Origin of the sequence: Dactylosporangium darangshiense (assembly GCF_039537565.1) — a bacterium.
Taxonomy (GTDB): Bacteria; Actinomycetota; Actinomycetes; order Mycobacteriales; family Micromonosporaceae; genus Dactylosporangium; species Dactylosporangium darangshiense.
In genome coordinates, this window is the sequence record NZ_BAABAT010000003.1 from 631,201 (window position 1) to 651,886 (window position 20,686).

Annotated in this window: 17 protein-coding genes; 8 read left to right on the plus strand and 9 right to left on the minus strand. The window is 71.6% G+C overall.

Features of this window, described 5'->3' with window-relative positions; translation table 11 throughout:
- Nucleotides 1-6 precede the first annotated feature (6 nt).
- Both nrdR and ABD901_RS09660 read right to left on the minus strand, forming a co-directional pair.
- Nucleotides 7-579 carry a transcriptional regulator NrdR gene (nrdR, locus tag ABD901_RS09655; protein ID WP_345123488.1) on the minus strand — a complete coding sequence of 191 codons (573 nt, stop codon included), beginning with the start codon at nucleotides 577-579 and terminating at the stop codon, nucleotides 7-9.
- A gap of 280 nt (nucleotides 580-859) precedes the next feature.
- Nucleotides 860-1,159: a LysM peptidoglycan-binding domain-containing protein gene (locus tag ABD901_RS09660; RefSeq protein WP_345123490.1), complete on the minus strand. Its 300-nt coding sequence runs from the start codon at nucleotides 1,157-1,159 to the stop codon at nucleotides 860-862.
- Between the two features lie 393 nt (nucleotides 1,160-1,552).
- On the opposite strand from ABD901_RS09660, the gene lexA reads away from it, so the two are divergent.
- The gene (gene lexA, locus ABD901_RS09665; RefSeq protein WP_345123611.1) at nucleotides 1,553-2,320 is read left to right on the plus strand and encodes a transcriptional repressor LexA; all 768 of its coding nucleotides are present in this window, start codon (nucleotides 1,553-1,555) and stop codon (nucleotides 2,318-2,320) included.
- 619 nt (nucleotides 2,321-2,939) lie between these two features.
- Here lexA and ABD901_RS09670 read toward each other — a convergent pair.
- Together ABD901_RS09670 and hflX are read right to left on the minus strand one after the other, a co-directional pair.
- Complete coding sequence (locus ABD901_RS09670; RefSeq protein ID WP_345123491.1) at nucleotides 2,940-4,526, minus strand: hypothetical protein; 1,587 nt, start codon at nucleotides 4,524-4,526, stop codon at nucleotides 2,940-2,942.
- Nucleotides 4,527-4,613: 87 nt separating this feature from the next.
- Nucleotides 4,614-6,029, minus strand: a complete 1,416-nt coding sequence (gene hflX, locus ABD901_RS09675; protein WP_380136586.1) for a GTPase HflX — start codon at nucleotides 6,027-6,029, stop codon at nucleotides 4,614-4,616.
- 115 nt (nucleotides 6,030-6,144) lie between these two features.
- Here hflX and ABD901_RS09680 point away from each other — a divergent pair, with 115 nt between their 5' ends.
- Entirely contained in the window at nucleotides 6,145-7,584 is a 1,440-nt protein-coding gene (locus ABD901_RS09680) for an NAD-dependent malic enzyme (RefSeq protein ID WP_380136588.1), read from the plus strand.
- Here ABD901_RS09680 and dapF read toward each other — a convergent pair.
- From dapF to ABD901_RS09695, 3 genes are read right to left on the minus strand one after another with little or no spacing between them, the layout of a single operon-like run.
- Nucleotides 7,575-8,429 (minus strand): diaminopimelate epimerase, encoded by an 855-nt coding sequence (gene dapF / locus ABD901_RS09685; RefSeq protein WP_345123493.1) that lies wholly within the window; start codon nucleotides 8,427-8,429, stop codon nucleotides 7,575-7,577. The genes ABD901_RS09680 and dapF overlap by 10 nt on opposite strands.
- A gap of 4 nt (nucleotides 8,430-8,433) precedes the next feature.
- Entirely contained in the window at nucleotides 8,434-9,336 is a 903-nt protein-coding gene (gene miaA, locus ABD901_RS09690; protein WP_345123495.1) for a tRNA (adenosine(37)-N6)-dimethylallyltransferase MiaA, read from the minus strand.
- Complete coding sequence (locus ABD901_RS09695; protein ID WP_345123497.1) at nucleotides 9,333-10,004, minus strand: class III extradiol dioxygenase subunit B-like domain-containing protein; 672 nt, start codon at nucleotides 10,002-10,004, stop codon at nucleotides 9,333-9,335. Before ABD901_RS09695 ends, miaA begins: the two co-directional genes overlap by 4 nt.
- Nucleotides 10,005-10,200: 196 nt before the next feature.
- On the opposite strand from ABD901_RS09695, the gene ABD901_RS09700 reads away from it, so the two are divergent.
- Nucleotides 10,201-11,409 (plus strand): DUF349 domain-containing protein, encoded by a 1,209-nt coding sequence (locus tag ABD901_RS09700; protein WP_345123499.1) that lies wholly within the window; start codon nucleotides 10,201-10,203, stop codon nucleotides 11,407-11,409.
- Between the two features lie 358 nt (nucleotides 11,410-11,767).
- On the opposite strand, the gene miaB is transcribed toward ABD901_RS09700, so the two are convergent.
- Nucleotides 11,768-13,231, minus strand: coding sequence for a tRNA (N6-isopentenyl adenosine(37)-C2)-methylthiotransferase MiaB (gene miaB / locus ABD901_RS09705; protein WP_345123501.1), 1,464 nt, complete (start codon nucleotides 13,229-13,231; stop codon nucleotides 11,768-11,770).
- A 13-nt stretch (nucleotides 13,232-13,244) separates the two neighbouring features.
- Nucleotides 13,245-14,024 (minus strand): 5'/3'-nucleotidase SurE, encoded by a 780-nt coding sequence (gene surE / locus ABD901_RS09710; RefSeq protein WP_345123503.1) that lies wholly within the window; start codon nucleotides 14,022-14,024, stop codon nucleotides 13,245-13,247.
- A 157-nt stretch (nucleotides 14,025-14,181) separates the two neighbouring features.
- Here surE and ABD901_RS09715 point away from each other — a divergent pair, with 157 nt between their 5' ends.
- From ABD901_RS09715 to ABD901_RS09735, 5 genes are all read left to right on the plus strand, one after another.
- Entirely contained in the window at nucleotides 14,182-14,928 is a 747-nt protein-coding gene (locus ABD901_RS09715; protein WP_345123505.1) for an amino acid ABC transporter ATP-binding protein, read from the plus strand.
- Nucleotides 14,929-15,081: 153 nt separating this feature from the next.
- Complete coding sequence (locus ABD901_RS09720) at nucleotides 15,082-16,047, plus strand: glutamate ABC transporter substrate-binding protein (RefSeq protein WP_345123507.1); 966 nt, start codon at nucleotides 15,082-15,084, stop codon at nucleotides 16,045-16,047.
- 101 nt (nucleotides 16,048-16,148) lie between these two features.
- Nucleotides 16,149-16,805 carry an amino acid ABC transporter permease gene (locus tag ABD901_RS09725; RefSeq protein ID WP_345123509.1) on the plus strand — a complete coding sequence of 219 codons (657 nt, stop codon included), beginning with the start codon at nucleotides 16,149-16,151 and terminating at the stop codon, nucleotides 16,803-16,805.
- Nucleotides 16,802-17,677, plus strand: a complete 876-nt coding sequence (locus ABD901_RS09730) for an amino acid ABC transporter permease (protein WP_345123511.1) — start codon at nucleotides 16,802-16,804, stop codon at nucleotides 17,675-17,677. The genes ABD901_RS09725 and ABD901_RS09730 overlap by 4 nt, the downstream gene beginning before the upstream one ends.
- 35 nt (nucleotides 17,678-17,712) lie before the next feature.
- Nucleotides 17,713-20,613, plus strand: coding sequence for an ABC transporter substrate-binding protein (locus ABD901_RS09735; protein WP_345123513.1), 2,901 nt, complete (start codon nucleotides 17,713-17,715; stop codon nucleotides 20,611-20,613).
- Nucleotides 20,614-20,686 lie beyond the last annotated feature (73 nt).

Genomic DNA, 20,686 nt, shown 5'->3' on the forward strand with positions numbered 1-20,686 from the left:
CGTGCTTCAGCTCGTGGGTCGGGTGGCGCGGCCGGCCCCGGTGGGGCTGAGCGCCCCGTCGGCCGGGCCGGGCGGCCCCTCGCCCGAACTGCCGTGCCCGTCCTTGGGCTCCTCCCGTTTCGCCTGCTGTGCCTGCGCCCCCGCGCGCAGCGCGGCGATCTCCCGCTCGAAGTCGCCGAGCGAGTCGAACGACCGGTAGACGCTCGCGAAGCGCAGGTACGCCACCTCGTCGAGGTCCCGCAGCGGCGCCAGGATGGCCAGCCCCACCTCGTGGCTGGGCAACTCGGCGGCGCCCCGGGCGCGGACCGTCTCCTCGACCTTCTGCGCGAGCAGCGCAATGGCGTCCTCGTCCACCGGCCGCCCTTGGCACGCCTTGCGCACCCCGGCAATGATCTTCGACCGGCTGAAGGGCTCGGTCACCCCGCTGCGCTTGACCACGGCGAGCACCGCCTCCTCGACGGTTGTGAACCGCCGCCCACACTCCGGGCAGGACCGGCGCCGCCGGATGATCTGCCCATCCTCGGCCTCGCGGGAGTCAACGACCCGCGAGTCGGCGTGCCGGCAGTACGGGCACCGCATGTCGATGGACCTCTCTCCATGGTACGCCGGAAATGTCCGATAAAAGGGCACAGCAAGCTCGGCGGCCTCCGCCCCGGGCGGACCCCGCCGCGTAACTACGGTCGGTAATAGGTGAGTGTCGAATCCACTACCTGTGGACGACTTACACCCCTGTAACTACTACATCTAGGGGTAGACGCTATGCCGACGCCTACGCCGATGCAAGTCAAACGCGGATCCCGACACGTTTGTGTCGCGCGTCTCAACAGGCTGGACGACACCGCGCAAAGATTCGGGCAGCTCAACGCGTGCGCGGCAGGATCAACCGCTGCCCGGCGTCGATACTGTAGCCGTCCAGGTGGTTGAGACGGCGGATGTCCTCCACGGTCGCGTCGCGCCCCTGCCGCCCGGAGTGCCGGGTCGCGATCCCCCAGAGCGTGTCGCCCGGCTGCACGATGACCGTCGGCGCCGGCCCCGGCGGGTCGGCCGCCTGCCCCGGCGCCGCCGCGAGCGAGGCGAGCCCCCCGGCAACGCCCAGCAGAAAGGTGAACAGGACCACGCGACCACGCCGCGTAAGGCGGATCGGCTGCTGCTGTCGCATGTCGGCCCCCTCTTGCCGTACACCCGTTCGATAGAACAGTCGTACGATGGTGTACCAGAGCGAGAAGACCCCTGTCGAGCAGACTCGCCGAAAAAACGGCGCGCCACGTAGTACAGATGTTTGAAACTGTCGTACCTCGGCGATACGGTGATCCACACACGATCAAGGCGTTTGATCGGGATTACCGGACCTATGCGACAACCGGCTCCCCCGCACCCGCGGGAGAGCCCGGGTGACGGGACCGGTGGGCAGGACCGGTCGCCCTCTGGGCACCGGCCGGCACACGGGCCTCGTCAGCAGGAGCGGCGCCCGCCCGCGCCTGCCAACATGAGGGAGGACGACGTGTCAGCCGACGACCGCACCGATGCAACCGCGGGCGAGCCGGACGAGATCATGGACGGCCCCGGCGCCGAAGTCACCGCCATCGCCGGCCGCGCCGGCGCGAAGCGCGCCACCCGCCGCCGCGGCGGCGAGCCGGAGATGCGCGCCGTCACCGCCGTGGTCAGCGCCTTCCCCGACCTCTTCGCCGCAGACCTCACCGTCCGCCAGCGCCGCATCCTCGAGTTCATCCGCGCCGCGGTCGAGCGCAACGGCTACCCCCCGAGCGTCCGCGAGATCGGCGAGGCCGTCGGCTTGGTCTCCCCGTCGAGCGTGGCCTACCAGCTCAAGGAACTCGAGCGCAAGGGCTACCTGCGCCGCGACCCCAACCGCCCGCGCGCCGTCGACGTCCGCCCCCCGAGCGAACTCGTCACGGTCGACGAGGAGGCGGCCCGAGCCGCTCGCCCCGCCCCGGCGTACGTCCCGGTCCTCGGCCGCATCGCCGCCGGCGGCCCCATCCTCGCCGAGCAGGCCGTCGAGGACGTCTTCCCGCTCCCGCGCGAGCTGGTCGGCGAGGGCACCTTGTTCATGCTCCAGGTCAAGGGCGACTCAATGCTCGACGCCGCCATCTGCGACGGCGACTGGGTCGTGGTCCGCCAACAGCCCACCGCGAACAACGGCGACATCGTCGCCGCCATGCTCGACGGCGAGGCAACGGTAAAGACCTACCGCAACCGCGACGGCCACGTCTGGCTCATGCCCCAGAACGCCGCCTTCGACCCCATCGCCGGCGACCACGCCACCATCCTCGGCCGCGTCGTGACGGTGGTCCGCCGCATCTGACCTCGGCCCTCGCTGCCCCGCTCCACCGCAAGCCCCGCGCCGCCCGGCCGGCCCTCCAAGGCCGGCCCGGCCCGCCCCTCGACCCCCGCCCGCACCTCGACCCCAGCCCCCGTTCTCCGCCCGCACCACGCTCCCGGCCCCGCCCAGGCCCACACCTCGGCCACTCACCCCAGGCCCGCACCACGCCCGGCCCGCACCTCGGCCACTCACCCCGGGCGTGCACCCACGCCTCCGGCCCCCGGGCCGCGCCCAGGCCACCACCTCGGCCACTCGCCCACGGCCCGCACCACGCCCCGGCCCCACGCAGGCCGGCACAGCGCCCCCGCGCATGCCCGCACCCTCCGCCACTCGCCCACGCCTACACCCCGGCCACTCACCCCAGGCCCGCACCTCGGCGACTCGCCCACGCCTGCACCGCGGTCACTCGCTCGCGCGCCACAGCCGCTGGCCACGGCGGCGAGCCACAGGCGCTCGGCCACAGCGGCGAGCCGCAGCCGCTGGCCACAGCGCCGACCCACAGCCGCTCCGGCCACAGCCGCTGGCCGCGGGCGGCTGGCGCGGGTGGGCGACCAGGGCAGGGCAGGAGCGCGGCGCGAGGCGGGGCAGGGCGGGTGGTCAGTCAGCGGTGTGGGGCGTAGCCGCGGTCGTAACCGTCGTAGCCGTCGTAGTCGCTCGGGCCGTAGCCGCCGCGCTGGCCGTAACCGCCGCGGTCGGGAGAGCCGCCTCCCCCGCCGCCGTAGACGTTGCCGCCACCGCCCGCGCCGCCGGCTCCGCCGCCGCCGCTGCCGCCGCCACCGTAGACGTTGCCGCCGCCTGGGCCGCTGGGGCCGCCGCCGTACACGTTGCCGGCGCCGCCGCCTGGGGCGCCGCCGGGGCCGCCGCTGCCGTAGGTGCCGGGGCTGCCGGGGCCGGAGCCGTAGACGTTGGGCTGGCGGTCGGGGGGCGACGGCTGGCGGCCGGCGCCGTAGACGTTGCCCGGTGGGGGGCCGAAGGGGTCGTCGTCGTAGTGCTGGGAGCCGCCCACCGTGGCCGGGATGTTGAAGTCGTCGGCGGGGGGCTCGGCGCGGCCGGAGCCCATGTTCGGCGGGCCCGCGGCGCGGCGGGCGGCGCGGGAGCGGCGGATGCCGATCACGCCGGCGATCACCAGGATCAGGCCGAGCACGCCGATGGCGGCGACCGTGTAGGTGATGTCCTGCAGCGTGAGGGACTGCAGGAAGGACTTGTCCGTCGTCTTCGGGGCGGCCTTGCCGCCGCCGCCGGCCGTCGCGGCGCTGATGTCCGTCGGGGTGTACTTCAGCAGCGGGGCCTTCTTCGTGCCGTCCACGTCCGAGATGGTGATGTAGTACTTGCCGTCCGGGGTGTAGGTGATCGACTCGCCCTGGGGCTCCTGGGGCAGCGGCGTGATGCGCGGCTTGCCCGTCGTGATGGCCTTGACCACGTCGCCGCCGGAGACGTCGAACTCGTAGGCGTCGGAGTAGGTGCGGACCACGACCTTCGAGCCGTCGGGGGACGAGGCCGCGCCGGTGACGAGCTTCCAGCCGAGCAGGCCCAGCGGGTTGGCGGTCTTCGTCTCCTGGGCGGTGAAGGTGCCGACCTTCCTGAGCTTCACCAGATTTTTGTCGACGTTGGGCACGAGCGGGCCCTCGGGCACCCACACCTCGCTCGGCGACGTCTTCGTGATGATGACCGGCAGGCCGTCGCCGTTGATGAGCAAGGCCTCGGCGTCGTGCTTCTTGCCGTCGGGGAAGACGACGCGGTTGATGGTGGGCTGCTTCGCGCCCGCGGCCATCGTCCAGATGGCGACCGAGGAGCGGGCCTCGGCGGAGCCGCCGCTGTTCACGTCGTTGTCGCCGATGTCGGCGATATACAGCGTGCCGTTCTTGTCGATCGCGGCGTCCTCGGGGTCGCGCGCCTGCGTCGGGTAGGCGATCGTGTTGGTCAGCTTGCAGGAGTTGTCCAGCACGAAGATCCTCGGCTTGCCGCTGCCCGCCTGGCTGTCCTGGATGGCGTAGTAGCCGCTCTGCGTGGCCACCAAGCCGGAGATGTCGGTGACGTCCTTGGACGTCGGGGTGCAGACCGTCGTGCCGGCCGTCGCGGCCTGGGCCTGGATCGAGGGTGACGGTGCGTGAGCCGCGGCCGGTGCTGCTGAGAGACCGGCCGAGAGACACATCACCGCAGCCGAACTGAGCACCACCCGTCGTCGCATCGCACAAGTTTGGCAGAGCCGGACCGGAATTGGGGACGCCCGGTCCGGCTGTCACTCCAAGTAATCGTTAGGGGCAACTCAGCGTAGTCACGCCATGAAGGGCGCGAGCTCGGCGGCGAGGCCCTCCGTGACCCGTGCGCGCAGGCGCGTGCCCTCGGCCAGGTGTGAGGTCTCCAGCACCTCGCCGATCGAGTGCACCCGGGCGACGAGGTCGCCGCGCTCGTACGGCACCACGGCCGTCAGCTCGATCGCCGGCCACGGCAGCTTGCGCTCGACGGCGGCGCGCACGTCCTCGAGGCCGGCGCCCGTGCGGGCGGAGGCGAAGACGGCCTCCGGCCACAGCCGCTTGAGGCGCAGCTGCGTCTCCTCGTCGGCCGCGTCCAGCTTGTTGATGACGAGCAGCTCCGGCACCGCGTCGGCGCCGACCTCGGCCAGCACCTCGCGCACGGCGCGCACCTGCGACTCGGGGTCGGGGTGCGAACCGTCGACGACATGCAGTACCAAATCTGCTTCGGCAACTTCCTCGAGCGTGGAGCGGAACGCCTCGACCAGCTGGTGCGGCAGGTGGCGGACGAACCCGACCGTGTCGCTGAGCGTGTAGACGCGCCCGTCGGCGGCCCGCGCGCGGCGGGTCGTGGTGTCCAGGGTGGCGAACAGCGCGTCCTCGACGAGCACGCCCGCGCCGGTCAGCCGGTTGAGCAGGCTGGACTTGCCGGCGTTGGTGTAGCCGGCGATGGCCACCGCCGGCACCCGGTTGCGCCGCCGCGTGGCCCGCTTGGTGTCGCGGATCGTGGCCATCGCCGCGATCTCGCGCTTGAGCTTCGAGATGCGGGTGCGGATGCGCCGCCGGTCGATCTCGAGCTTGGTCTCACCGGGGCCGCGCAGGCCCACGCCGCCGTTGCCGCTGGCCGAACCACCGGCCTGGCGGCTGAGTGCCTCACCCCAGCCTCGCAGGCGCGGCAGGAAGTACTGCAGCTGCGCCAGCTCGACCTGGGCCTTGCCCTCCTTGCTCTTGGCGTGCTGGGCGAAGATGTCCAGGATCAGCGCCGTGCGGTCGATGACCTTGACGTTGACCTGCGACTCCAGGGTGCGAAGCTGCGACGGGGAGAGCTCGCCGTCGCAGATGACGGTGTCGGCGCCGCTGCTCTGGACCACCGAGCGCAGCTCGTCGACCTTGCCCCGGCCGATGAAGGTGGACGGGTCCGGCCGGCCGCGGCGCTGGATGAGGCCGTCGAGCACCTGGCTGCCGGCCGTCTCGGCGAGTGCCGCCAGCTCGGTCAGCGAGTTCTCGGCGTCGGTGACGGTGCCCTCGGTCCACACCCCGACCAGCACGACGCGCTCGAGGCGCAGCTGGCGATACTCGACCTCGGTGATGTCGGTGAGCTCGGTCGACAGGCCGGCGACGCGACGCAGGGCGTGGCGCTCCTGGAGCGCGAGATCTCCGTCGTCGAAGACCTCGTCCGCGTCGAACTCGTCGGCGGAATAGGTCGTCTGTGCGCGCAAGATGATCTCCTCCGTGAGCGTTAACCCGTCAATCCTGACACCTCGCGGGCGCGACGGCACTTGATATCCACACCCGGGGCAGGGACGGAGCGACGCGGAGGGTGAGAATGGGCCGGTGACACCTGCCACACACAGACTGCCCAGCGCCGGGTTCTCCATCACCATCCGTGTCTCCGTCCATGCCGACGCCTCCGCCATCGGCCGCCTGACCACCTCGGTCGGCGACTCGGGCGGGATCGTCACCGCCGTCGACGTCGTCGACTCCGACAGCACCACCGTCGTGGTCGACCTGACCTGCGACACCGCCGACTCCTCACACGCCGAGCAGGTCGTCGCCGGCCTCGAGAAGCTCGACGGAGTCGACGTCCGCAAGGTCTCCGACCGCACGTTCCTGCTGCACCTCGGCGGCAAGATCGAGGTCGCGCCGAAGGTCGCGCTACGCAACCGCGACGAGCTCTCCCGCGCCTACACCCCCGGCGTGGCCCGGGTGTGCCTGGCCATCGCCGAGAACCCCGACGACGCCCGCCGCCTCACGATCAAGCGCAACACCGTCGCCGTGGTCACCGACGGCTCGGCGGTGCTCGGCCTGGGCAACATCGGGCCGTATGCCGCCATGCCCGTCATGGAGGGCAAGGCCGCCCTGTTCAAGCGCTTCGGCGGGGTGGACGCCTGGCCGGTCGTGCTCGACACGCAGGACACCGACCAGATCATCTCGATCGTGAAGGCGATCGCTCCGGCCTACGGCGGGATCAACCTCGAGGACATCGCCGCGCCCCGCTGCTTCGAGATCGAGGAGCGGCTGCGCGACCAGCTGGACATCCCGGTGTTCCACGACGACCAGCACGGCACCGCGATCTGCGTGCTCGCCGCGCTCACCAACGCCCTGCGCGTCGTGGGCAAGTCGATCGAGCAGGTCCGGGTCGTGGTCAGCGGCGCCGGCGCGGCGGGCACCGCGATCATGAAGCTCCTGCTGCGCCAGGGCGTCGGCGACGTGATCGCCACGGACCGCCCCGGCGCGCTGCACCGCGGCATGACCGGGATCTCGGCCAACTGGCAGTGGCTGGTCGAGCACACCAACAAGGACAACTACTCGGGCGACCTGCGCGGCGCGCTGCGCGGCGCCGACGTGTTCATCGGGGTGAGCGCACCCAACCTGCTCACCGGCGACGACATCGCCACGATGGCGCCCGGCTCGATCGTGTTCGCGCTGGCCAACCCCGACCCGGAGGTCGACCCGCGGGAGGCCCGCGAGCACGCCGCGATCGTCGCCACCGGCCGCTCCGACCAGCCCAACCAGATCAACAACGTGCTCGCGTTCCCGGGCGTGTTCCGCGGCATGCTCGACGCACAGGCGCGCGAGTTCACTGAGGCGATGGCCCTGGCCGCCGCTCGGGCGATCGCCGACACGGTCGGCGAGGACAAGCTCAACCCGACGGTGATCGTGCCGAGCGTGTTCGACTCACGGGTCGCGCCGGCCGTCGCGGCGGCGGTCCGGGCCGCGGCCAAGGGCCCGGTGCTGGACTCGACCCCGGACGGGGAGACCGGTCAGGTGTAGGTGGGTGCCAGCTGGCGGATGGCCTGCGCGTCGACGTCGCCGTGGGCGACGATGACCGCGGGCCCCCGCAGCAGGAACTCCGAGGCCGTCGAGGTGGCGGTGAGCCGGCCGCCGGGCAGGTCGATGACGACCACCCCGCCCTCCAGGCCTGCGTGGTGCAGCGCCACCGCCGCCACCGCGCACGCGCCGGAGCCGCACGACTGGGTCTCGCCGGAGCCGCGCTCGTACACCCGCATCCGCCGGTACAGGTCCGCGCCCGCCGGCGCCGGTCCGACCGCGGCGAACTCGACGTTCACCCCGGCCGGGAAGATCAGCGGGTCGACGTCGGGCGCGCGGGTCAGGTCGAGCCCCTCGAGGGTCGGCTCGTCGACGGCGCAGACCAGGTGCGGGTTGCCCACGTCGACCGCGGTGCCGGTGAAGCGCGTCCCGTCGGTCGTCGCCTCGCTCTCGACGTACACCCGCGGGATCGGCATCCCGGCCGAGATCTCCTCGCCCATGGTGACGGGCACCACTCCGGCGCGGGTGACCAGGTCGAAGGAGCCCTCCGGGTCGATGAGGCCGGCCTCGGCGAGGTAGCGCGCGTAGACCCGCACCCCGTTGCCGCACATCTCCGCCTGCGACCCGTCGGCGTTCCAGTAGTCCATGAACCACTCGGCGCCGGCCGCTGAGGCCTCCGCGTCGGGGTGTGCGGCGCTGCGCACCACGCGCAGCACGCCGTCGGCGCCGATGCCGCGGCGCCGGTCGCACAGGGCGGCGACGAGGGCCGGGGTCAGCGGCAGAGTGCCATCGGGGTCGGGCAGGATGACGAAGTCGTTGCCCGTGCCGTGGCCTTTTGCGAAGCGCATGGCGTCAATCTTGCCCCACGGCGTGCAGCGCCGCCTGCGTGATGTCCGCCGCCGTGCCGTCGAGCCACCGGATCCGCCCGTCGCGGCGGAACCACGAGCGCTGCCGCCGCACGAAGCGCCGCGTCGCCCGGACCGTCTCCGCGCGCGCTTCGTCGGCACCGCACTGTCCGTCCAGGTGGTTCATGATCTGGCGGTACCCCAGTGCTCCGCCGGCCGTCCGCCCCTCCCGCAGCCCCCGCTCCAGCAGCCCGCGGACCTCGTCGACGAAGCCCGCCGCCCACATGGCGTCCACGCGAGCGGCGATGCGCTCGTCCAGCAGTGCGGTGTCGACGTCGACGCCGATCTGCACCGCGTCGTACACCGGCCGCGGCTCCGGCAGCGCCGCCGTGAACGTCGTGCCGGTCAGCGCGTTGACCTCCAGCGCGCGCACGATGCGCCGCCCGTTGCTGGGCAGGATGCGCTCGGCCGCGACCGGGTCGGCCGCCTGCAGCCGGGCGTACAGCGGCGCCGGCCCCACCTCGGCCAGCTCGCGCTCCAGCTCGGCGCGCAGGTCCGGGTCGGTGCCCGGGAAGTCGAAGTCCTCGAGCACGGCCCGGATGTACAGGCCCGAGCCGCCGACGAGCAGCGGCACCCGGCCGCGGCCGGCGATGTCGTCGATCGCGGCGCGGGCCAATCGCTGGTACACCGCCACGCTCGCGGGCTCGGTGACGTCCCAGATGTCCAGGACGTGGTGCGGCACGCCGGCCCGCTCGGCGACGGTGAGCTTGGCCGTGCCGATGTCCATCCCGCGGTACAACTGCATGGAATCGGCATTGACGACCTCTCCGCCGAGGACGTCCGCGAGCCGCAGGCTCAGCGCCGACTTCCCGGCCGCCGTGGGCCCGACGACCGCGAGGACGCGCGTCATGCCCACGTCGCCACGAAGTACGCGACCCCGTACGGAGCGGAGTCGTACAACAACTCACCGCTCATGGGCCGGTCGGCCGCGCCGGCGAGCACCTGCCAGGGCGCCCGGCCCGCGGCGAGCAGCTCGGCCGCCTCCACCGGGTCGATCGCGGCGAGCCCCGCGGCGTCGGCACCGGCCAGAGCGGCCGCCACGGCGGCGTCGAAGCCTTCGGCGCGAGGGTCGAAATACCCCGGAGCCTTGTCGGTACGGCAGGAGGACCCGTCCCCCAGCACCAGCAGCCCGACCCGGTCCGCCTCGCCGGCCAGCGCCCGGCCGAGCTGCGCGCACTCCCGCGGTGAGGCATCGGCGGCGACGCTCTGGAAGCTTCCGGCGCCCGGCGCCAGCCAAGCCCCGATGAGCAGGCTCAGCGGGAGCGGCTCGCCCGATGGATCACCCACCGGCAGATCGATACCCCAGGGGGACAGGGTTCCCCCAAACGGTGGGTCACGGCGTACCGTCGTGGTATCGGAACCGACGACAATGAGCGAGTCGACCGAGGCGTTGGTCAGGCGCGCCACCGCGGCGCGGCAGGCAGCCCGTAGGTCGTCGAGCTCGCTAGCCGCCCCGGCGGCCACCTCCGGCACGAGCAGTGGTGGATGTGGGCAGACCGCGGCGGCGACGAGTGACACGGCCTAACGTTATCGGGGACGGTCTCTGCCCAGCCGTGCGACCCGTGAATGGCACCGGAATGGTCACGGTTCGGCCGCAGGCACTCGACCGGCCCCGGGGCACACCTGTGACAATGCCCTGGGGAACTTTGCTGTGCGATGGCGGCGTGACGGTGGGATACCCGATCCTACGGGCGCCGGGAGCGAGGATGGGCAGATGAGCGACCCTACGGAGTTTGGACGGATCGACGCCGACGGCAACGTCTTCGTGAAGACGGCCGCCGGTGAGCGGCCCATCGGGTCCTGGCAGGCCGGGACACCCGAGGAGGGCCTGGCCCACTTCGCGCGCCGGTTCGCCGACCTGGTGACCGAGGTCGACCTGATCGAGGCGCGGCTCGGCAGCGGTGCCGCCGACGCGGGGCAGTCACTGTCCACCATCCGCCGCCTGCGCAGCGGCCTGGACGAGGCACACGTCGTCGGCGACATCGACGGCCTCGCCGCCCGCCTGGACAAGCTGACGTCGATCGCCGAGGAGAAGGCCGGCGCCGCCCGTGCCGCTCGCGACGCCGCGCGCGCCGAGGCGCTCGCCCGCAAGACCACCCTCGTCGAGGAGGCCGAGCACATCGCGGCCGACGCCACCGGCTGGAAGACCGCCGGCGACCGCCTCAAGGAGATCCTCGACGAGTGGAAGTCCATCCACGGCGTGGAGAAGAAGGCCGAGAGCGAGCTCTGGAAGCGCTACGCCGCCGCCCGCGACGCCTTCACCCGCCGCCGCGGCGCGCACTTCGCCACCCTGGACGCCTCCCGCAAGCAGGCCCAGGGCCGCAAGGAAGAGCTCGTCATCGAGGCCGAGACGCTGTCGGAGTCCACCGAGTGGAACGCGACGGCCGCCCGCCTCAAGGACCTCATGAACGAGTGGAAGGCCGCCCCGCGCGCCGCGAAGGACACCGAGCAGAAGCTCTGGGAACGCTTCCGCGCCGCGCAGGACGCATTCTTCAAGCGGCGCAGCGAGGTCTTCTCCGCCCGCGACGCCGAGTTCAAGGGCAACCTCGACCGCAAGCAGGAGCTCCTCGCCCAGGCCGAGGCCCTCGACGTCGACGGCGACCCGAAGGGCGCCCAGAACAAGCTCCGCGAGATCCAGGGCACCTGGCACGACGTCGGCCGCGTCCCGCGCGAGGCCCAGGCCGGCCTCGACCGTCGCCTGCGCACGGTCGAGGACAAGGTCAAGGCCGCCATGGACGCCGCGTGGCGCCGCACCCCGCCCGAGGCCAGCCCCCTGCTCGCCCAGATGCGCGAGCAGGTCGCGCGGGCCGAGCAGCAGCTGGCCAGCGCACAGGCCGCCGGCGACCAGCGCCGCATCAAGGAGGCCGAGAAGGCCCTCGAGTCGAAGCGCAAGTTCCTGGCCATGGCGGAGCACACGGGCTGATCGGACTTCTCCGGTGACGGGCAGGGTCCCGTCCGACATAGAAAAGTTGACCACTACACGCCACGTGCGTGTAGTGGTCAACGCTTTTCGGCCCCTTTTCCCCGCAGCTTTTTCCGACAAGTCGGGCACTCCGTGCCACGACTTGTCGGATTTATACCCCGACCGGTAATTTGTCGCAAAAGCCCCACGCCAGCCAGTCAGAGACACCGGTCATGGCGCCCGGACGGACCCCAGCGGCAGCGGATCAGCGGAGGCTGCTCAACGCGTCTGGGAGGGACCCCGGCGACGGCACGTCAGGGCAAGTTGGGCGAGGCGGCCGGCGGCGGGCCGCGGCGGCGGGTGGGCCGAGCGGAGACGGTCAGCAGTGCGCGGCGGGCTGCGGCGGCGGGGCGCCGATCGTGGGCATCCCCAGCTTCACGCCCGGCGTGCGCGTGACCGAGCCGGACTCCCACGCATCGCCCGCCCGGGTGCGGCGGTGCGAGACCAGCGGCCCGTCGGCGTTGAGGTGGTGGGGCGCGGCGTACGTGACGGCGGTGTGCACGATGTCGCCGGGCCGGATGCCCGCGTCGGCGGGCGCGGCGAAGTGGACCAGGCGGCCGTCGCGTGCGCGGCCCGAGAGCCGGCCCGTCGAGGTGTCCTTGCGGCCCTCGCCGACGGCGACCAGGACCTCGAGCGTCGAGCCGACCAGCCGCTTGTTCTCCGCCCAGCTGATCTCCTCGAGGGTGGCGATCAGCCGGTCGTAGCGCTCCTGCACGACGGCCTTCGGCACCTGCTCGTCCATCGTGGCGGCGGGGGTGCCGGGGCGCTTGGAGTACTGGAAGGTGAAGGCGCTGGAGTATCGCGCCGAGCGCACGACCTCGAGGGTCTGCTCGAAGTCGGCGTCGGTCTCGCCGGGGAAGCCGACGATGATGTCCGTGGTGATCGCGGCGTCCGGCATGGCGGCGCGGACCTTGTCGATGATGCCGAGGTACTTCTCGGCCCGGTACGAGCGGCGCATCGCGCGCAGGACGGCGTCGGAGCCCGACTGCAGCGGCATGTGCAGCGAGTGGCACACGTTCGGGGTCTCGGCCATCGCGGCGATGACGTCGTCGGTGAAGTCCTTCGGGTGCGGGCTGGTGAAGCGCACCCGCTCCAGGCCGTCGACCTCGCCGCAGGCGCGCAGGAGCTTGCCGAAGGCGTAGCGGTCGCCGAACTCGACGCCGTAGGAGTTCACGTTCTGGCCCAGCAGGGTGACCTCGAGGACGCCCTCGGCGGCCAGGGCGCGCACCTCGGCGAGGATGTCGCCGGGGCGGCGGTCCTTCTCCTTGCCGCGCAGCGCCGGGACGATGCAGAACGTGCACGTGTTGTTGCAGCCGACCGAGATCGACACCCAGCCGGCATAGGTCGACTCGCGGCGGGTCGGCAGCGTGGACGGGAAGACCTCGAGCGACTCGAGGATCTCGACCTCGGCGGCGGCGTTGTGGCGGGCGCGCTCGAGCAGCACCGGCAGCGAGCCGATGTTGTGCGTGCCGAAGACGACGTCCACCCAGGGCGCCCTCTTCACGATGTCGCCGCGGTCCTTCTGCGCCAGGCAGCCGCCGACGGCGATCTGCATGCCGGGGTGGGCGAGCTTCGTGGGGCGCAGGTGGCCGAGGTTGCCGTACAGCCGGTTGTCCGCGTTCTCCCGCACCGCGCACGTGTTGAACACGACGACGTCGGGCTCGCCGTCGCCGGCCGCCGGCACGTAGCCGGCCTCCTCCAGCAGGCCGGAGATGCGCTCGGAGTCGTGCGCGTTCATCTGGCAGCCGTAGGTGATCACGCGGAAGGTGCGGTTGTCAGTCATGGCAGGACGAATACTAGCCCCCGATGTGCTCACCGGCCGTATCCACGAGCCCCGGCAGCTCGACGTCGGCGGCCTCGCCGGACGGGAAGAGCGGCGTGACCGCCACATAGCCGTCCAGCAGCCACCCGTCGTCGCTGCCCGGCTCGGCGACCTCGCCGATCTGCTCCAGCGACATGCGCGCGAACCCCTCGCCGCGCTCGCGCAGTGTCATCTGCACCATGCCGAACTCGGCCAGGTGCGCCCGCCGGATGCCCCGCAGGTAGCCGGCCTCGACGTCGGGCACGTTGACATTGAGCGCGAACGGGCCGGTGAGCAGCGGCAGCAGGCTCACGGCGACCTCGGCCGCGGTCGCCCAGCAGGGGTCGCGGGCGTCCGAAGCCGGATCGGCGGCCACATCGAGGGAGACCGCCATCGCCGGGCAGCCGTTGGCCACGGCGGTGAGCGCGGCGCCGACGGTGCCGGAGTGCAGCACGGCGGCGCCGGTGTTGGGCCCGCGGTTCACGCCGGACAGCACGACGTCGGGCGGCGGCCCGAAGGCGCCCCGCGTGGCGAGCAGGACGATGAACGCCGGAGTCGCCGAAACCGCAAATGCCGCAGTGGTACCCGTGACAGCCGCCTCCCGCATGGCTATGCGCCCGCCGGCCTCGACGGCCAGCAGCGCGGCGCTCGACCCGCTGGACTCCTCGGCCGGTGCGGCCACCACCACCTCGTGCCCGGCGCTCGCCGCGGCGGCGGCCAGGGCGTGCAGGCCGGGGCTGTCGATACCGTCGTCGTTGGTCACGAGGATTCGCATGTTGCCTAGTGTGACCAAACAGGTCGTGTCAGGCACACGTCAGGCAAAACGCCCGTCGTTATCGCCCCGTGACCACTGTGTCGCGGATCAAGGCCCTTTGCCCCGCTAACGTCATTCGCACCGAAGCGTTGACGGGCATCGCTATGCAGTGGGGCGGATGATGACGGACGAGCCTTTGATCGTGCTCAGTGGCGTGAACAAGTGGTTCGGCGAGCTGCACGTGTTGAAGGACATCAACCTGTCCATCGGGCGGGGTGAGGTCGTCGTCGTGGTCGGCCCGTCGGGGTCGGGCAAGTCGACGCTGTGCCGTGCGATCAACCGGCTCGAGCCGATCAACCAGGGCGAGATCGTCTTCGACGGCACCCGGCTGCCCGAGGAGGGCCGGCCCCTCGCGCGCCTGCGCAGCGAGGTCGGCATGGTGTTCCAGTCGTTCAACCTGTTCGCGCACAAGACCGTGCTCGACAACGTGATGCTCGGCCCGGTCAAGGTCCGCAAGGAGAAGGCGGCCGTGGTCCGGGAGCGGGCGATGGGCCTGCTCGACCGGGTCGGCATCGCCACCCAGGCGCAGAAGTACCCGGCGCAGCTCTCGGGCGGCCAGCAGCAGCGCGCGGCGATCGCGCGCGCACTGGCCATGCAGCCCAAGGCGATGCTCTTCGACGAGCCGACGAGCGCGCTGGACCCGGAGATGGTCGGCGAGGTGCTCGACGTCATGACCGGCCTGGCGCGCGAGGGCATGACCATGGTCGTGGTCACCCACGAGATGGGCTTCGCCCGCCACGCCGCCAACCGCGTCGTGTTCATGGCCGACGGGCAGCTGGTCGAGGAGGCGGCGCCGGCGGACTTCTTCGCCAACCCGCGCAGCGACCGCGCCAAGGACTTCCTGTCGAAGATCCTGACCCACTGAGGCGGCGGCGCCCACTGAGGGCCGCGCCGCACACCCCACTGACACCAACGCACACCTCGGCACATGAGAACAGGCGCACCGGTCCCGGTGTGCCCGCGGCCGGCCGGTACGCCGCCGGGCGGCCATGAGGTAATGGAAGGAGCAGGGCAGAACATGCGAATCATGCGGATCGCGGCCTTCGCCGCAGTCGCCACGCTTTCGCTCGGCCTCGCCGCTTGCGGCAAGGAGGGCACCCCCACCCCGGAGACGCCGGCCGGTCCGTCCGGCGCACCGGCCGCGCAGGGTGACGCCTGCACGTCCTCGGGCACGTCGTTCACGCCGGCCACCGGCGTCGACATCGCCGGCAGCCCGACGTTCGCGAAGATCAAGACGGCCGGCAAGGTCGTCATCGGCGTCAAGTTCGACCAGCCGAACCTCGGCTACAAGGACGCCTCGGGCAAGCGCTGCGGCTTCGACATCGAGATCGCCCAGCTGATCGCGTCGAAGCTCGGCATCGACCCGGCGAAGATCGAGTACAAGGAGGTCGCCTCCGCCAACCGCGAGACGGCGATCAAGGGTGGCGAGGTCGACTACTACGTCGGCACCTACTCGATCACCGACAAGCGCAAGGCGGACGTCTCCTTCGCCGGCCCGTACTTCATCGCCGCGCAGGACCTGCTGGTGCGCAAGGACGACACGTCCATCACCGGCTCCGCCTCGCTCAAGGGCAAGAAGGTCTGCTCCGCGACCGGCTCCACGCCGATCCAGCGGGTGCGCGACCAGAAGCTCACCGAGGACAGCAACATCGTCGAGTTCAAGACCTACTCCGAGTGCGTCTCGCAGCTCATCGACAAGAAGGTCGACGCCGTCACCACCGACGACGCGATCCTCAAGGGCTACGCCGCGCAGAACCCGAGCCTGCTGAAGGTCGTGGGCAAGCCGTTCACCGACCCGACCACCGGCAAGCCGTACCCCGAGAAGTACGGCATCGGCCTGGCGCACGACGACAAGGCGCTGCGCGACTTCGTCAACTCCGCGCTGGAGAAGGCCGAGTCGGACGGCACCTGGCAGAAGATCTACGACGGCACGCTGGGCAAGTCGGGCTCGGCGGGCACGGCTCCGGCGCTCGAGAAGTACTGATCTGAATTTCGGGACGCCGCCCACCCGGGCGGCGTCCCGCCTTGTTTCCCTACGACGGGCCTTTTCCCTTACGACGGGCAGCGGATGAAGATGGGCTGCGGATGAACGAGTTCTTACACGTCCTGACCGACAACTGGGACATCATCGGGTCGCACTTCCTGACCACGATCGAGCTGTTCCTGATCGCCGCGGTGGGTTCGCTGGTCCTCGGCACCCTGCTCACCGCCATGCGCGTGTCGCCCGTCCCGGCCCTGCGCGGGTTCGGCACCTCCTACGTGCTGCTGCTGCGCAACTGCCCGCTGACGCTGGTGTTCGCGCTGCTGGTGTTCGCGGTGCCGAAGCTCGACGTCTCCATCGACTACTTCCCCGGCGCCTGCATCGCGCTCATCGCGTACACCAGCGCGTTCGTGTGCGAGGCCCTGCGCTCGGGCATCAACACCGTGCCCGTCGGGCAGGCCGAGGCCGCCCGGGCCCTGGGCATGAACTTCACGCAGGTGCTGTCCAACGTGGTGCTGCCGCAGGCGTTCCGCACCGTGGTGCCGCCGATGATCAGCGTGTTCAACGCCATGCTGAAGAACACCACGATCGCGGCCGGCTTCTCGGTCGCCGAGGCGGGCGCGATCCAGGCGTACCTGTCCGAGCGCAGCGAAAACCAGATCTACGTCCTGCTGTGGATCGCGATCGGCTTCCTGATCCTGGTGGTACCGCTGGTCACGCTGCAGCGGATGCTCGAGCGGCGCTGGAGGGTCGCACGATGACGAATGTCCTGTACGACCTGCCCGGCCCGAAGGCGCGCCTGCGCAACCGGATCCTCGGCGTCGTGACCGTCCTCGGGATCGCCGCGCTGGTGGCCTTCATCATCCTGCGCTTCAACGAGACCGGCCAGTTCGACTCGATCAAGTGGCAGCAGTTCGAGTACAAGGCCATCCAGGACCAACTGCTCGCCGGCTACCTGACCACGCTGCGCGCCGCCGGCGCCGCCGCGGTCCTCGCGCTGGTCTTCGGCGCGCTGCTGGCCGTCGGTCGGCTGAGCGACCACGCCGCGTTCCGCGCGCCGGCGACGCTCTTCGTCGAGCTGTTCCGCGCGATCCCGCTGCTGATCCTCATCTTCTTCGCCTACTACGGCCCCATCCAGCTCGGCTACAAGGTCGGGCCGTTCTGGCCGCTGGTGATCGGCCTCACGCTGTACAACGGCGCCGTGCTCGCCGAGATCTTCCGCGCCGGCATCCTCGCCGTCGCGAAGGGCCAGTCGGAGGCGGCCTACGCGCTGGGCATGCGCAAGACGCAGGTGATGTGGTCGATCCTGCTGCCGCAGGCGGTGCGCGCGATGCTGCCGGCCATCGTCAGCCAGGTCGTCGTGCTGCTCAAGGACACCGCGCTGGGCTTCATCATCCAGCTGCCGGAGCTGCTGTACGTCGGCAAGCAGATCGGCGGGCGCCTGCCGTTCGGCCTGCCGTACGTGCCGAGCTACCTCGTCGTCGCGGCGATCTACATCACCACCTGCGGCCTGCTGTCCTGGTTCGCCTTCTGGCTGCAGAAACGGCTGGTCGGGGGCAAGCGGCAGAAGACGACGGCCAAACCGGTGCCGTTGACGGCCGACACCGGCGCCGCGGGCGGGACTTTGGTCTGATTGGCAAGGTTGCGCCCGGTGCGTACGCTGCGCGAGTGGCGGACACCGGCTTCAGGTTGGGCATCGACTTCGGCACCTCCAACACCGTCGCGGTGCTGCGCTGGCCGGACGGGCGCACCAAGCCCCTGCTCTTCGACGGAAACCCGTTGCTGCCGTCGGCGGTGTACGTCAACGCCGACGGCACGATCCTGACCGGACGCGACGCCGTGCACTCCGCGCGGCTGCAACCGCACCGGTTCGAGCCCTACCCGAAGCGCCGCGTCGAGGAGGGCACCGTCTGGCTCGGCGAGCGCGACGTGCACGTCTCCGAGCTCATCACCAGCGTGCTGCGCCGGGTCGCCGCCGAGGCCGAGCGCGTCGCCGGCGCCAAGGTCGCGCAGGTGACGATGACCCACCCGGCGACCTGGCCGCCGCAGCGGCGCCAGACCCTCTCCCAGTCCGCGGTCGCCGCCGGGCTGCCCGCGCCGCTGCTGGCCTCCGAGCCGGTCGCCGCCGCCTCCTACTTCGTGTCCACCATCGGCACGCACGTGCCGGTCGGCGGGATCGCGGTCGTCTACGACTTCGGCGCCGGCACGTTCGACGCGAGCGTGGTGCGCCGCAACGCCGGCGGGGGCTTCGACGTGCTCGCGAGCGAGGGCCTGCCCGACGCCGGCGGCCTGGACGTCGACGCGGCCGTGGTGGCGTACCTCGGCCGGAACTTCAGCGGCCGCGAGGGCGACTACTGGCGCCGGCTCACCGGCCCGGAGAGCGAGGCCGACCGCCGCGCCGCCTGGCAGCTGTGGGAGGACGCGCGGCTGGCCAAGGAGATGCTCAGCCGAGCCGCGACCACCTACGTCCACGTGCCGCTGTTCGACGAGAGCGTGCCGATCGGCCGCGAACAGCTCGAGCAGCTGGCCCTGCCGATCCTCAACCGCACGGTGACGGCTACCCAGATCGCGGTGACCGCCGCCGCGCTCGGCGATCGCCCGGTCTCCGCGGTCTTCCTCGTCGGCGGCTCCAGCCGCATCCCGCTCGCCGCGACGCTGCTGCACCGCGCGATGGGGCTCGCACCGACCGCGATCGAGCAGCCCGAGCTCGTCGTCGCGGAGGGCGCCCTGCACCTGGCCCCGCCGACCGGGCGCGCCCCGGTCGCGGGCGCCGCCGGCGGCGCCTCCTCGCCGATCTCGGGCCCGCCGGTCTCCGGCCGCAACGAGCTCAGCGGCGACGTGTCCGCGGCGCCGGTGTCGGCCGCCCCGATCTCGGGCCAGCCGGTGTCGCCGTCGTTCAGCATGCCGTCGAACACGCCGCACCTGCCGCCGCTGCTGCAGACCGGCTCGATGCCGATCGTGCCGCCGGTCTCGCCGCACCAGGGACCCGCACAGCCCGTCTCGCCGCACCACGCGCCCGCGCAGCCGACGTCGCCGCCGGCGCAGCGGCCCGCCGGGTACGCGCCGCAGCAGCGGCCGCCGGTCCAGCCCGCCGTGCCGGCGCAGCCGGTCTCGGGCCACCCCGTCTCCGGCCACCCGGTCTCCGGCCACCCGGTCTCGGGCCACCCGGTCTCCGGGCAGCCGGTGTCCGCGCAGCCGGGCGTGCCCATGCACCCCGCCGCGTACGCGCAGCAGCGGCCGGGCGTGCCGCAGCAGCCCGTCTCCGCGAACCCGGCCGTTCCCGTGTCCGGCTGGCCGGCCCCGACGTCGGCGCAACCCGCCTCGGCGCCCGGCGGGTTCGTCCAGCCGCCTCCCGCCGTACCACCGCAGCCAAAAAGCCGCGTCGGGCTCATTGTGGGCGTCGGCGCCGGCGCGCTCGTCCTGATGCTGGCGATCGCCGGCATCGTGTGGGCGGTCGGCGGCAAGGACAACGGCGGCGGGGGCAACGACCCGTCGCAGCAGGCGAACCCCGCGGTGTCGCCCGCGTGCGGCCACAAGATCGGCTACCTGGGCATGTCCAGCGGCGAGAACTCCGACGACGGCCAGATGATGCGCAACAGCGTCAAGATGGCCATCGACGACTTCAACGCCAAGAACCCGAACTGCAAGGTCGACTTCAAGGAGTTCGACACCACCGGCACCGACGAGGGCAGCACGGCCAAGGCCAAGCTCGCCGTCGAGGACTCCGAGGTCATCGGCGTGGTCGGCCCCATCTACGACAACGAGATCCTCGCCGCCGGCAAGATCCTCGACGACGCCAGCCTGTCGATGATCACCCCGTTCGCGCCCGACGAGAAGCTCGCCAAGCAGGGCTGGAGCGTCTTCCACCGGGTGATCGGCTCCGACGAGGACCAGGCCCGCGCCGGCGCGCGCTACATCAAGAACACGCTCAAGGCGAAGAAGACCGCCATCGTGTACGACGACAGCGACTACGGCACGATCGGCCGCCAGCAGGTCTCCAACGAGCTCGGCCCGTCCGCCGGCCAGTTCGTCCAGATCCGTGAGACCGACACCGACTTCACCGCCGCGGTCAAGCAGGTCACCGACTCCAACCCGGACGCCGTGTACTTCGCGGGCCAGTCCGACGACGGCATCCTCTTCGTGAAGGCCCTGCGCGCCGCGAAGCCCAACCTGCCGATCGTCGGCTCCGACAAGCTGTTCACGCAGAGCTTCGTGACGAAGACGGAGAGCAAGGCCGAGGGCGTGATCGTCACCGCCCCGTGCATCCCGTCCAACGACGCCGGCGCCGACTACGCCTCGAAGTACCAGGGCGCCTTCGGCGAGAAGTCCAGCTACTACGGCCCAGAGGCCTACGACGCGACGGCGGTGTTCCTGGCGGGCTTCCAGGCCGGCAAGGGCACCCGCGAGGAGATGCTGAAGTTCCTGTCGACCTACAACGGCAAGGGCCCCACGACGGGCCGCCAGATCAAGTTCAACGGCAGCGGCAACCTGTCCGCCGGGGACCCGGTGATCTGGGCGTACAAGGTCCAGTCGACGTACATGGTCAAGGACTCCGTGATCGCACCCTGATCGCTCGCCGCTTTCGGGTCGGAAATATCCAGACGCTGGCACGTCCGGATATTTCCGACTTTTCGTATATGCG